At 62.3% G+C, this 12,264-nt stretch carries 12 protein-coding genes; 4 read left to right on the top strand and 8 right to left on the bottom strand.

Translation table 11 applies throughout. The annotated features are described in order from the left end of the window. Nucleotides 1-15: 15 nt before the first annotated feature. The 4 genes from frr to rpsB all read right to left on the bottom strand — a co-directional run bounded on the left by frr (nt 16) and on the right by rpsB (nt 3,126). Nucleotides 16-573, bottom strand: coding sequence for a ribosome recycling factor (gene frr / locus ECTHA_RS0100435; RefSeq protein ID WP_025281075.1), 558 nt, complete (start codon nt 571-573; stop codon nt 16-18). 5 nt (nt 574-578) lie between these two features. Continuing rightward, a complete protein-coding gene (gene pyrH, locus ECTHA_RS0100430; RefSeq protein ID WP_025281074.1) occupies nt 579-1,307 on the bottom strand; it encodes a UMP kinase in 729 nt (242 codons plus the stop codon). A gap of 79 nt (nt 1,308-1,386) precedes the next feature. Continuing rightward, nucleotides 1,387-2,265, bottom strand: coding sequence for a translation elongation factor Ts (gene tsf / locus ECTHA_RS0100425; protein WP_025281073.1), 879 nt, complete (start codon nt 2,263-2,265; stop codon nt 1,387-1,389). A 72-nt stretch (nt 2,266-2,337) separates the two neighbouring features. Continuing rightward, complete coding sequence (gene rpsB / locus ECTHA_RS0100420; RefSeq protein WP_025281072.1) at nt 2,338-3,126, bottom strand: 30S ribosomal protein S2; 789 nt, start codon at nt 3,124-3,126, stop codon at nt 2,338-2,340. Nucleotides 3,127-3,332: 206 nt separating this feature from the next. Here rpsB and map point away from each other — a divergent pair, with 206 nt between their 5' ends. The 4 genes from map to dapD all read left to right on the top strand — a co-directional run bounded on the left by map (nt 3,333) and on the right by dapD (nt 8,986). Continuing rightward, complete coding sequence (map, locus tag ECTHA_RS0100415) at nt 3,333-4,103, top strand: type I methionyl aminopeptidase (RefSeq protein ID WP_025281071.1); 771 nt, start codon at nt 3,333-3,335, stop codon at nt 4,101-4,103. Nucleotides 4,104-4,113: 10 nt separating this feature from the next. After that, complete coding sequence (glnD, locus tag ECTHA_RS0100410; RefSeq protein WP_025281070.1) at nt 4,114-6,822, top strand: [protein-PII] uridylyltransferase; 2,709 nt, start codon at nt 4,114-4,116, stop codon at nt 6,820-6,822. Between the two features lie 63 nt (nt 6,823-6,885). Beyond that, nucleotides 6,886-8,100, top strand: a complete 1,215-nt coding sequence (dapC, locus tag ECTHA_RS0100405; protein ID WP_025281069.1) for a succinyldiaminopimelate transaminase — start codon at nt 6,886-6,888, stop codon at nt 8,098-8,100. Between the two features lie 64 nt (nt 8,101-8,164). Beyond that, the gene (gene dapD / locus ECTHA_RS0100400; RefSeq protein ID WP_025281068.1) at nt 8,165-8,986 is read left to right on the top strand and encodes a 2,3,4,5-tetrahydropyridine-2,6-dicarboxylate N-succinyltransferase; all 822 of its coding nucleotides are present in this window, start codon (nt 8,165-8,167) and stop codon (nt 8,984-8,986) included. Between the two features lie 80 nt (nt 8,987-9,066). Here dapD and ECTHA_RS20475 read toward each other — a convergent pair whose 3' ends face one another. Genes ECTHA_RS20475 through cysM form a run of 4 tightly spaced genes read right to left on the bottom strand, consistent with a single transcriptional unit; the run spans nt 9,067 to nt 12,225 of the window. Beyond that, on the bottom strand, nt 9,067-9,195 hold the full coding sequence (locus tag ECTHA_RS20475) for a hypothetical protein (RefSeq protein WP_275259890.1): 129 nt from the start codon (nt 9,193-9,195) through the stop codon (nt 9,067-9,069). Nucleotides 9,196-9,209: 14 nt separating this feature from the next. Further along, nucleotides 9,210-10,541 (bottom strand): 23S rRNA (uracil(1939)-C(5))-methyltransferase RlmD, encoded by a 1,332-nt coding sequence (rlmD, locus tag ECTHA_RS0100390; RefSeq protein WP_025281067.1) that lies wholly within the window; start codon nt 10,539-10,541, stop codon nt 9,210-9,212. After that, nucleotides 10,538-11,338, bottom strand: a complete 801-nt coding sequence (locus ECTHA_RS0100385) for a 3'-5' exonuclease (RefSeq protein ID WP_025281066.1) — start codon at nt 11,336-11,338, stop codon at nt 10,538-10,540. The genes rlmD and ECTHA_RS0100385 overlap by 4 nt, the downstream gene beginning before the upstream one ends. After that, nucleotides 11,335-12,225 carry a cysteine synthase CysM gene (cysM, locus tag ECTHA_RS0100380; RefSeq protein ID WP_025281065.1) on the bottom strand — a complete coding sequence of 297 codons (891 nt, stop codon included), beginning with the start codon at nt 12,223-12,225 and terminating at the stop codon, nt 11,335-11,337. Before cysM ends, ECTHA_RS0100385 begins: the two co-directional genes overlap by 4 nt. Nucleotides 12,226-12,264 lie beyond the last annotated feature (39 nt).

Genomic DNA, 12,264 nt, shown 5'->3' with positions numbered 1-12,264 from the left:
ATCCATCCGTGGAAATCAAATGGCCATGAGTTCTTTTTCTTTCTGGGCCAGCACCTTGTCCACTTCAGCAATGTGCTGATCGGTCAGTTTCTGGATGATCTCCTGGCCCTGGCGATCATCGTCCTCGGTGATGGACTTGTCCTTGAGCAGGGCCTTGAGATCGCTGTTCGCGTCCCGCCGGATGTTGCGGATCGCCACCCGGGCGTTCTCCGCCTCGTGGCGCACCACCTTCACCAGGTCCTTGCGTCGTTCCTCGGTCAGGGCCGGCATCGGCACGCGGATCACGGTGCCCACGGAGGAAGGGTTCAGGCCCAGATCCGAATTCATGATGGCCTTTTCCACCTTGCTCACCATATCCCGTTCCCAGGGTGTCACGGTCAGGGTACGGGCGTCTTCCACGTTGACGTTGGCCACCTGGTTGATGGGCACTTCGCTACCGTAGTATTCCACCTGAACGTGGTCCAGCAGGCTGGTTTGGGCACGGCCGGTGCGGATCTTGGCCATTTCCAGCCGCAGGGAATCAATACTCTTACCCATGCGGGTGGAAGCATCGTCTTTTATGGCATCAAGCATGTCACTCAACCTCTCTCGACCAGGGTGCCCACGCGCTCGCCCATGACGAGTCGCATGAGTTCCCCTTCCTTGAATATATTGATCACCCGAAGGGGCATATCGTTATCCCGACACATGACGATGGCCGTGGCATCCATGACCCCCAGACGCGCCGTGAGGACTTCGTCAAAGGTGAGCCGATCGTAGCGTTTGGCTTCGGGATGGCGCATGGGATCGGAATCATAGACACCGTCCACCTTGGTGGCCTTGATCATGACATCGCAGTTCATCTCGATGGCACGCAGGCTGGCAGCGGTATCGGTGGTGAAGAAGGGATTGCCGGTACCGGCGGCAAACACGACAATGCGCCCTTTTTCCAGATGACGCACCGCGCGGCGGCGAATGTAGTCCTCGCAGACCTGATTGATCTTGAGCGCCGACATCACCCGGCAGAATTTGCCCACCCGTTCCAGGGCATCCTGCATGGCCAGGCCGTTCATCACGGTGGCCAGCATGCCCATGTGATCGGCACTCACCCGATCCATGCCAGCCTGGGCCATCCCTGCCCCCCGGAAGATGTTGCCACCCCCAATGACGATGGCCACTTCGATACCGAGGCGGCTCAGTTCGGCCACTTCGCGAGCCACTCGCCCCAGCACGTTCGGACAGATGCCGTACTCCAGATCCCCCATCAGGGCCTCGCCGCTCAGCTTCAGCAGGATTCGCTTGTAGGCAGGGCGGGTGTCGTCAGTCATGGGTAACCTTGATGGCTGGATTGTCGGTCCCCGGGGCCAGTGAGCCCCGGGTTCTGGGGCGGTGTTGTCTAGAACAATATCAGGAGCCCTTCGCCTGGGCCATGACCTCTTCAGCGAAGTTTTCCGTCTTCTTCTCGATACCCTCACCCACTTCGAAACGGGCGAACTGGCGTACCTGAGCACCGGCGGCCTTGAGCATCTGACCCACGGTCTGATCGGGATCCTTGACGAAGGGCTGGCCCAGGAGGGTGACCTCGCCCAGATACTTCTTCATGCGACCGGTGATCATCTTGTCGATGATCTCGGCGGGCTTGCCACTTTCTTCGGCCTGAGCACGGAACACGGCCTCTTCCTTTTTCAGAAGATCCTGAGGCACCTGGCTTTCGTCAACGCACACGGGGTGGCTGGCGGCGATATGCATGGCCACGTCGCGGGCCAGGTCCTGATTGCCACCCACCATTTCCACCACCACACCGATGCGGGTGCCATGGAGATAATGGGCCAGTTCACCATCTTCGCTGGCGAAAAGTTCGAAACGGCGCACCTGGACGTTCTCACCAATCTTGGCCACCAGGGCTGCACGGGTCTCCTCCAGGCTGCCTTCGGCGCCGGACAGCGCCATCAGGGCGTCCACATCGGCGGGCTGCTGCGCCAATGCCTGTTCGGCGACCTGGGTCACAAAGGAGTTGAAGTTTTCGTCCTTGGCCACGAAGTCGGTTTCGCAGTTGACTTCGACGATGACGGCGCGACGATGATCATCGGAACTGGCCACCATCACCTGCCCTTCGGCAGCGACACGGTCCGCCTTCTTGACGGCCTTGGCGGCACCGGACTTGCGCATCTGTTCGATGGCGGCTTCCATGTCTCCATTGGCCGCGGTCAGGGCCTTCTTGCACTCCATCATGCCTGCGCCGGTGGTCTCGCGCAGTTCTTTGACCATGGATGCGGTAATCTGCATGGGGATACTCCTGAAGATTCGTTTGCAGCGCCCCACCGATGCCGTCTGGGCATCGGCGGGGTCTGGAAAGAGTTACCTGGCCTCAGCCTGTCCGGCTTCGGGGGCTTCCGCGGGTTGGGCGGCCGGGGCAGGCGCTTCGTCCTTCACCTCGACGAACTCGTCGCCGGCGCCGGCACGGGCCACGCTCCGGGCATCGTTGATGGCATCGGCAGCGGCGCTGACATACAGCTGGATGGCCCGCATGGCATCATCGTTGCCGGGGATCACATAGTCCACGCCATCGGGGGAGTTGTTGCTGTCCACCACGGCCACGACGGGAATGCCCAGCTTGCGGGCTTCGCTGATGGCGATGCGCTCGTAGCCCACGTCGATCACGAACAGGGCGTCGGGCAGGCCCGGCATATCCTTGATGCCGCCCAGGCTGCGGTCGAGCTTTTCCATCTCGCGGGTGCGCATCAGGGCTTCCTTCTTGTTCAGCACCCGCAGGCTACCGTCTTCCTGCATGGCCTCCAGGTCCTTGAGGCGGCGGATGGACTGGCGCACGGTCTTGAAGTTGGTGAGCATGCCACCCAGCCAGCGGTGGTTCACAAAGGGCATCTTGCAGCGTCTGGCGTGCTCGGCCACCAGATCACGAGCGGAACGCTTGGTCCCCACGAACATGATGTTGCCACCATTGGCGGCCATCTTGCCCAGGTAGTTCATCGCATCGTTGAAGCACGGAACCGTCTTTTCGAGGTTGATGATGTGAATCTTGTTGCGGTGACCGAAGATGTACTGATCCATCTTCGGGTTCCAGTAACGGGTTTGGTGTCCGAAGTGGACGCCCGCTTCGAGCATCTGACGCATGGTCACGTTAGGCATGATGATTCTCCCGAGGGTTGAGCCTCCATACGCCCCGCATGGCAACCCACCAAGGGCACCCAGCCATGCGTGACGGCGTATGTGTGGATTCGATAGAGTGGACGCTCCCGGCGGTCTGGTTTGCATGGAGCGCGGGCGCTTTATACCATAAACGGTCTTTCACAACAAACGCATAGCGCGTCCCAACCCGCCGTGGACCCCACCTGATGCCCGTATCCATCAAGACCCCGGAAGAGATCGAAAAAATGCGCGTGGCCGGCCGCATGGCCGCCGAAGTTCTGGAGATGATCGCGCCCCATGTGCAGGCCGGGATCAGCACCGGCGAACTGGACGAACTCTGTCACCAGCACATTGTCAACGTACAGAAGGCGACGCCCGCGCCGCTGAATTACCGGGGCTTTCCCCGTTCCATCTGCACCTCACTGAACCACCAGGTTTGCCATGGCATCCCCGGTGAACGCCGCCTCAAGGACGGCGACATCCTGAATATCGACATCACCGTGATCCATGACGGCTACCATGGGGATACCAGTCGCATGTTCGTCATCGGCAAGCCCTCGGTGAAGGCGCAGCGCGTGGTGGACATCGCCCATGAGGCGCTGTGGCGGGGCATCCGGATGGTGCGCCCCGGGGCCCGCCTGGGTGATATCGGTCATGCGGTGCAGACCTACGCCGAAGCCGAACGATGCAGCGTGGTGCGCGAGTACTGCGGTCACGGCATTGGCCGGGAGTTCCATGAAGACCCCCAGGTGCTGCATTTCGGCACCCCTGGAGAAGGCATGGAACTGCAGCCAGGCATGACCTTCACCATCGAACCCATGGTGAATATCGGCAAGCGTCACACCCGTCTGCTGGCCGACGGCTGGACAGTGGTCACGAAGGACCACAGCCTGTCGGCCCAGTGGGAGCACACCATCCTGGTGACCGAAGACGGCCACGAGATTCTGACTCTGCGCAAGGACGAGCGCGCCAGCTGAGGGCAGTCCCATGTCCGCATTGAGGCCCTTGCCGGAATCCATTCAACAGCGCCTGGACTGGGAGTCGCAGGAGCAGCGCCTGCGTGCTCACTCCCCGCCGGACAAACAGACCTACGTGGATGCCCTCAACCATGTGCGCCTGACGCTGGAAACGGCCTTTGCCGAGGGCTGCGATGTCACCGACCTGGTGCAGGCACGCGCTGCCACCATGGATCGACTGCTGATCAGCGCTTGGGCCGGCATGGCCCTGGATCAGGAAGAGACGCTGGGCCTGGCTGCGGTAGGGGGCTATGGACGAGGCGACCTGCATCCAGGATCGGACGTGGACATCCTGATCCTCTTCCAGAACGGGATCTCTCCGGGCATCGAGGAACGCCTGGGCGCATTCGTGACCTTCCTCTGGGACATCGGCCTGGAGTTGGGGCACAGCGTGCGTAACCTGGAGGACTGCAGTCGCGAAGCGGCCGCCGACATCACGGTGGCCACCAACCTGCTTGAATCCCGCCCCCTGACCGGCCCCGAGTCACTGTTTTCCGAACTGGAGTCACGTATCAGCCCGGAGCGCATGTGGAACAGTCGGGCCTTTTTCTGCGCCAAGCTGGACGAACAGGAGGCCCGCCATCAGCGCTTCGGCGAAACCGCCTATCGCCTGGAACCCAATCTCAAGGAGAGCCCGGGAGGCCTGCGCGACATCCAGATGATCGGCTGGGTCACGCAGCGCCACTTCGGCTCCAGCGCCCTGGCTGAATTGGTGGCCCATGGCTTTCTCACCCAGGCCGAGTACCACGACCTGATGGATGGGCAAGCCTTCCTGTGGCGCGTGCGCTTTGCACTGCACATGCTCAGCGGCCGCAAGGAAGATCGCTTGCTGTTTGACTACCAGCGCCGCCTGGCCAATCTGCTGGGCTTCAGCGACCACGACCACAATCTGGCCGTGGAGCAGTTCATGCAGCAGTACTTCCGCACCGTGATGGAACTGGAACGGCTCAATGAGATGCTCTTGCAACACTTCAGCGAGGCCATTCTGCTGGACGAAACCGATGATGACATCGTGCCCATCAACCGGCGTTTCCAGGCCCGGCGCGGATTCCTGGAGATCACCCACCCACGGGTGTTCCGCCAGTACCCCCCTGCCCTCCTGGAAGTCTTCCTGTTACTCCAGCAGCACCCGGACCTCAAGGGGATCCGGGCCTCGACCATCCGCGAGATCCGCTGCCATCGTGGTCTGATCGACGACAATTTCCGCCAGGACCTGGCCTGCCGCAGCCTGTTCATGGAGATACTGCGCCAACCCCACGGCGTGACGGAGCAGTTGCGTCGCATGAACCGCTATGGGGTGCTGGCCGCCTATCTGCCCGCCTTTGCCCTGATCGTGGGACGCATGCAGTACGACCTGTTCCACGTCTTCACGGTGGATGAACACACCCTGGCCGTCATCCGCAACCTGCGGCGCTTTGCCAGCAGCGAGCACGATGAAGAACTGCCCGAGTGCTCACGTCTCTTCCGGCGCATACCCAAACCGGAACTGCTGTATCTGGCCGGTCTGTTCCACGACATCGCCAAGGGACGCGGCGGCGACCATTCAGAACTGGGAGCCGAGGAGGCCCGGGAGTTCTGCCTGCGCCACGGACTCGCCCTGTACGACGCCAATCTGGTGGGCTGGCTGGTCCGCGCCCACCTGCTCATGTCCCTCACTGCCCAGCGACGGGACATCTCGGATCCGGACGTCATCATGGAGTTCGCCTCCCAGGTGGGCAACACCATGCGCCTGAACTATCTGTATCTGCTCACCGTGGCGGATATCCGGGGAACCAACCCCAAGCTGTGGAATTCCTGGAAGAACTCCCTGCTCAACAACCTGTATGCCTCCACCCAGCGCATGCTGCGCCGCGGGCTGGACAACCCGCCGGATCAGGACGAACTGGTGGGCGAGGTACAAACCCATGCCCTGGAGCTGCTCAAGTCCCGGGGCGTGGACGAGGAGCATTGTTTCGCCATCTGGAACGACTTTGATGTGGACTATTTCCTGCGTCACTCCGCTGATGAGATTGCCTGGCACACCCGGGCCATCCACGAGGTGGACGAAGAGGACCTGCCCCTGGTCCAGGTGCGCCAGGAAACGGCCCGGGGCAGTACCGAGATATTCCTCTACACGGAAGACCACCCGCATTTGTTCGCCCTGACCAGCACGGCACTGACCCAGCTGGGTCTGGACATCGTGGATGCCCGCATCATCACCACCAGCAGCCACCGCACCCTGGATACCTTCCTCGTCCTGGAGGATACCGGCCAGCCCATCGACAACCCTTTCAGGGTTCAGGAGATCGGTCGACTGCTCAAGGAGCGCCTGAAGGAGCCTGACCGGCGCCCGAACATGGTGCGCCGCTCCACCCCTCGCCAGCTCAAGCATTTCGACGTACCCACCGAGGTGAGTTTTGCGCCGCACACGCATCATCTGCGTACCGTGCTCAAGATCAGCACGGCCGACCGGCCTGGGCTGCTTTCGCGCATCGGCATCATTCTCACCGACTGTCAGGTGAAGGTGCACAACGCCAAGATCGCCACTGCCGGCGAACAGGCCGATGACGTCTTCTACATCTCCAATCTGGATGACACCCCCATCAGTGACCCCGAACGCCAGGCGCTGATCGCATCGCGACTCAGGGAGGCACTGGAGATTGGCGCGACGGACCCTCCTCCCCGGGAATTGGCGGTATAGACGCATCCATTCACTCTGGTGCCTTCTACCGTATACTATGGCGCCCTTTCGCACCCCCAAGACATGAATCCCGACCTGGATCGCCTGCAACCCTACCCTTTTCAGAAGCTTGTGGCCCTCAAGCAGGGCATCACCCCTCCCGCACATCTGAGCCATATTCCGCTCTCCATCGGTGAACCGGCTCACCCGGCCCCCGAGATCGCCCTGGAGGCATTGCAGGCCAGCCTGGCGGGTCTGGCCCGCTACCCCGTGACCCGTGGCGGGCTGGAACTGCGTCGGGCCATCAGCCACTGGGCCATGCAACGCTTCCAGTTGCCCACGGGCAGCCTGGACCCGGAGCGCCAGGTACTGCCAGTGAACGGCACCCGGGAGGCCCTGTTCGCCCTGGCCCAATGCGTGGTGGATCGCACCCGTAACAACCCCCTGGTGCTCATGCCCAATCCCTTCTATCAGATCTACGAAGGGGCTGCCCTGCTGGCCGGGGCCCGGCCGCTGTTCATGAATCTGAGCGCAGACAAGGGTTTCCTGCCTGATCTTGAGACCATCTCCCAAGATCAATGGCGGGACTGCCAATTGCTCTACATCTGCAATCCCGGCAATCCGAGTGGCGCCGTGATGGATGAAGCCTTCATGCAGCAACTGCTGGCCCTGGCCCACGCCCATGACTTCATCATCGCAGCAGACGAGTGCTATTCGGAGATCCATTTCACCGACGCCAACCCGCCACCGGGGATGCTGGGCGCCGCGGCCCGGGCCGGTGACCCGAATTTCGAGCGTGTGGTGGTCTTCCACAGCCTGTCCAAGCGCTCCAACCTGCCGGGCCTGAGATCGGGCTTTGTGGCCGGGGATGCCCGAATCCTGGATCGCTTTCATCAGTATCGCACCTACCATGGCTGCGCCATGGCGCCCCCGACCCAGGCCGCCAGCATCGCCGCATGGAATGACGAGTCCCACGTGAAGGACAACAGGGCGCTATACACCCGCAAGTTCGACGCGGTACTGGAGATTCTGGATGGCATCATGGATGTACAGCGTCCGGACGCAGGTTTCTATCTGTGGGCGCGCACGCCCGGGGATGACGAAACCTTCGCGCGGGCACTGTTTGCCCAGGAACACATCACCGTGCTGCCAGGGAGTTACCTCTCCCGCGCCACTGAGTCCGGCAACCCCGGCCAGGGGCGGGTCCGCATGGCCCTGGTGGCGCCACTGGAGGACTGCATCGACGCCGCCCATCGCATTCGCCGTTACCTGGAGTCAGCCCCCTGCCGGGCGCAATGACACCGGGACCCCCCACCCCTTAGAATCCGCAAACCAATCGGCTTGACCACCAGAGGAACATTCCATGAGTGATATTCAGACCCTGATCGAAGACGCCTTCGAGCGACGCGCGGAGATCAATCCCCGCAACGCCGAGACCCGCCTGCGGGACGCAGTGATGGAGGCGATCGACATGCTGGACCGGGGCACGGCCCGGGTGGCGGAAAAGCGCGATGGTGAGTGGGTCGTCAATGAATGGCTCAAGAAGGCCGTGCTGCTGTCCTTCCGCATCAATGACAACCAGTTCATCAAGGGTGGTTTCACCAACTATTACGACAAGGTGGATTCCAAGTGGGGCGACGTGAACTCACGGGAATTTCGTGAGGGTGGCGTGCGGGTGGTGCCGCCGGCAACTGCCCGCCGGGGTTCCTATGTCGCCCCGGGCGTGGTGTTGATGCCCTCCTACGTGAATATCGGCGCCTATGTGGATACGGGCACCATGGTGGACACGTGGGCCACGGTGGGCTCCTGTGCACAGATCGGCAAGAACGTGCATCTGTCCGGCGGCGTGGGCATCGGTGGCGTGCTGGAACCCCTGCAGGCCTCCCCCACCATCATCGAGGACAACTGCTTCATCGGCGCTCGCTCCGAGGTGGTGGAAGGCGTCATCGTGGAGGAAGGCTCGGTCATCTCCATGGGGGTCTACCTGGGCCAGAGCACCCGCATTTACGACCGGGAGAAGGACGAGATCACCTATGGCCGCGTCCCGGCCGGTTCCGTGGTGGTCTCCGGCAACCTGCCCTCCAAGGATGGCAAGTACAGCCTTTACTGTGCCGTCATCGTCAAGAAGGTGGATGAGAAGACCCGCTCCAAGGTGGGGATCAACGAGCTGTTGCGGGACATCTGAGCTCCGGGATCTCCCTTGACGCCCCTCTCTCGCTGGCGGGAGAGGGGTTGGGGTGAGGGTGGCGTGGCTGACCCGTCACATCAGCCTTTTTCCTCCTTCCGCGCCCTCAATGCCCGCTTGACCGACCAGAGTTGCCAGGCGCAACCGCCCAGCAGGATGGCGGCCGTCAACAGGCCCTTGGCCAGAACCAGGGTGGTGGTATCAATCATGACCTGCCTCGCTTTCAGCGGCTGAACGCCGCCATGGACTCCACGTGAGCCGTGTGCGGAAACATGTCCATGACACCCGCCGCTTCCAGTCGATACCCATGCTCGCGAACCAGTTCACCGGCGTCCCTTGCCAGCGTGGCCGGATTACACGAGACATAGACGATCCGTTCAGGCGCCAGGGCCGCCACCGACCCCAGCACCTCCCGGGCACCGGATCGAGGTGGGTCCAGCAGCACGCGATCCATGGGTTCGGATAACCAGGGGGCTCCATCCAGGTCCGCACTCAGGTCTGCGGCAAAGTAACGGGTGTTATGGATGCCATTTTTGACTGCATTCTCCCGGGCCCGTTCCACCATGGCGGCATCGCCCTCCACCCCGGTCACCCGGGCAGCCCGTCGGGCCAGTGGCAAAGTGAAGTTACCCAGCCCGCAGAACAGGTCCAGCACCCCATGCTCCGGTGCCACCTGCAATAGCTCCATGGCCTGAGGCACCATGCGATGGTTCACATCACGATTCACCTGGATGAAATCCACAGGGGAGAACGGGATACGCAGGCTCTCCTCCGGATGAGTGAAACACAGATCCGCAGGAGACTCCGGCCAGAGAGGAGTGATGCTGTCCGGACCACCGGGCTGCAGCCAGATCTGCAGGCCATGGTCCTGACCGAAGGCCTTCAAACGCTCCCGGTCTCCCTCGGTGAGCGGATCCAGGTGACGGAACACCAGGGCCACCGCATCGTCATCCCCCACCCCGACCTCGATCTGTGGGATCCGCTCCCGTGCCTGCATGGCGGTGAGCAATGCCCGCAGCTCCATGATGCGCTCACCCACCGCCGGATAAAGCACATGGCACACTTCCAGTTCGGCCAGATAGGGGCTGCCCCGCTCCCGGAAGCCCACCAGCACGCCGCCTTTCTTGGGCACATGCTTGACGCCCAGGCGCGCCTTGCGCCGATAACCCCACCGGGGGCCGGTGATGGCGGGAAGCACCCGTTCCGGGCTCACGCTGCCAAGATGCTTGAGGTTCTCCAGCATGGCCTGCTCCTTGGCCCGCACCTGGGCTGAGGGATCCATGTGCTGGAGCACACACCCGCCACAAACCCCAAAATGGGGGCAGCGGGGTTCCACGCGATCATTCGAGGCCTCCAGCACCTGATCCACACGCCCTTCGTCATAACGGCGACTGCGGCGCGTGTAACGAAAAGTCACCGTCTCGCCCGGTAACACGCCGTCCACAAAGACGGCCTTGCCGTCCACACGGGTGACACCGCGCCCTTCGTGGGTCATGGAATCGATATGGGCCTGAACGGGCTCGTCAGGCAATTTATTGCGTTTTCTGGCACTCATTCCGGGGAATGTCCGAGCCAGGCCGTGTGAAAGGCCTGCAGATGGGAGGCTTCTGAAGTTTGCAACAATTCAGCCACGCGCCCCTCTTCCCGGGCCAGACCCTCATCGCTGAGGCGACCCCTGAGGTGCTCAAAGCGCAGAAAGACCAGGTAGGTGTTGAGCACGTCCGTCTCGCAGTAATCGCGAATCGCCTTGATATCCCCGGCCAGCCAGGTATCCCACACGCGGGCCCCGTCCATTCCCATCTTGCCGGGGAAACCCAGCAAGGTGGCGATCTCGTCCAGGGGCGCATTGGCCCGCATCTGAAAGCCGGCCAGCACGTCCATCAGGTCCACGTGGCGCCAGTGAAAGCGGGAGAGGTAATTGTTGTAACGAAAGCTGCGATCGTCATCGCCGGTATCCCAGTACCGGGGCGCCGAGACCTTATGAAGCAACGAGCGATAATGCAGCACCGGCAGATCGAATCCGCCGCCATTCCAGGTGACCAGGGTGGGGCCATAGCGCTCGATGCCCTCGAAGAAGCGTCGCACCAGCTCGGCCTCATCCGAGTCCGGGCTGCCCAGTGACCACACCCGCAACTGATCCCGGGTGGCCAGCACCACGGAGATGGCCACCACCCGATGCAGATGGAGGGCCAGAAACTCACTACCGGTCTTCTGCAGCCTGAGTTGCGACAGGGCCTTGGCGGCCTTGGCATCATCCAGATCATCCAGACCATGAATCCTGCGGCCACCCTCCACATCGGGGATGGTCTCGATGTCGAAGACCATCACCGGTTCCGCAAAAGCGGCCGTCATGCGGGAAACACGCCGGTGGAGATATAGCGGTCACCACGGTCACAGACAATGGACGCGATCACGGCATTCTCCAGCTCCGCCGACAGCCTCAAGGCTGCGGCCATGGCGCCCCCGGAGGAGACACCCGAAAAGATCCCCTCCTCTGCGGCCAGTCGCCGCATGGTCTTTTCGGCCTCATCCTGGGAGACGTCGATCACCCTATCCACGGCGGCAGGATCAAAGATGCGCGGCAGATAGGCCTCGGGCCAGCGGCGGATGCCCGGGATGCTGGACCCCTCAGTGGGCTGCACTCCGATGATCTGGATGTTCGGATTCTGCTCCTTCAGGTAGCGCGATACCCCCATGATGGTCCCGGTTGTCCCCATGGAACTGACAAAATGGGTGATCTGCCCCTGGGTGTCGCGCCACAGCTCCGGCCCGGTGGTTTCATAATGGGCGCGGGGATTGTCCGCATTGGCAAACTGATCCAGCACACGACCCTTGCCCTCGGCCTGCATCTGCTGGGCCAGGTCCCGCGCACCCTCCATGCCCTCGCCTTTGGTGACCAGGACGATCTCGGCGCCAAAGGCCTTCATGGTCGCGCGCCTTTCAGAACTCATGTTTTCCGGCATAATAAGCACCAGCCGGTATCCACGGATGGCGGCGGCCATGGCCAGGGCAATGCCGGTATTGCCGCTGGTGGCTTCAATGAGGATGTCGCCGGGCCGGATGTCGCCGCGTTCTTCCGCATGGCGAATCATGCTCATGGCCGGGCGATCCTTCACCGAACCGGCAGGGTTATCACCCTCCAGCTTGCCCAGCAGGATATTGGAGGTGTCACCCGGCAGGCGTTGCAGCCGTACCAGGGGCGTGTTGCCCACGCAGGATTCCATCGTCGGATAATTCATCGTAAAAGGTCGCCTCGAGACTCAGGGCCCATTATAACC

Origin of the sequence: Ectothiorhodospira haloalkaliphila ATCC 51935 (genome assembly GCF_000633935.1) — a bacterium.
In the GTDB taxonomy this organism is placed as follows: Bacteria; Pseudomonadota; Gammaproteobacteria; order Ectothiorhodospirales; family Ectothiorhodospiraceae; genus Ectothiorhodospira; species Ectothiorhodospira haloalkaliphila.
Note: the sequence above shows the minus strand (reverse complement) of the source record. Positions and strands in the feature narration are given on the sequence as shown.

Coding starts and splice junctions, on each gene's coding strand:
- ECTHA_RS20475 (WP_275259890.1), bottom strand. CDS start 9,195: ATGATTGATACCACCACCCTGGTTCTGGCCAAGGGCCTGTTGACGGCC.
- pyrH (WP_025281074.1), bottom strand. CDS start 1,307: ATGACTGACGACACCCGCCCTGCCTACAAGCGAATCCTGCTGAAGCTG.
- dapC (WP_025281069.1), top strand. CDS start 6,886: ATGAATCCCGACCTGGATCGCCTGCAACCCTACCCTTTTCAGAAGCTT.
- cysM (WP_025281065.1), bottom strand. CDS start 12,225: ATGAATTATCCGACGATGGAATCCTGCGTGGGCAACACGCCCCTGGTA.
- rlmD (WP_025281067.1), bottom strand. CDS start 10,541: ATGAGTGCCAGAAAACGCAATAAATTGCCTGACGAGCCCGTTCAGGCC.
- glnD (WP_025281070.1), top strand. CDS start 4,114: ATGTCCGCATTGAGGCCCTTGCCGGAATCCATTCAACAGCGCCTGGAC.
- ECTHA_RS0100385 (WP_025281066.1), bottom strand. CDS start 11,338: ATGACGGCCGCTTTTGCGGAACCGGTGATGGTCTTCGACATCGAGACC.
- map (WP_025281071.1), top strand. CDS start 3,333: ATGCCCGTATCCATCAAGACCCCGGAAGAGATCGAAAAAATGCGCGTG.
- frr (WP_025281075.1), bottom strand. CDS start 573: ATGCTTGATGCCATAAAAGACGATGCTTCCACCCGCATGGGTAAGAGT.
- tsf (WP_025281073.1), bottom strand. CDS start 2,265: ATGCAGATTACCGCATCCATGGTCAAAGAACTGCGCGAGACCACCGGC.
- rpsB (WP_025281072.1), bottom strand. CDS start 3,126: ATGCCTAACGTGACCATGCGTCAGATGCTCGAAGCGGGCGTCCACTTC.
- dapD (WP_025281068.1), top strand. CDS start 8,165: ATGAGTGATATTCAGACCCTGATCGAAGACGCCTTCGAGCGACGCGCG.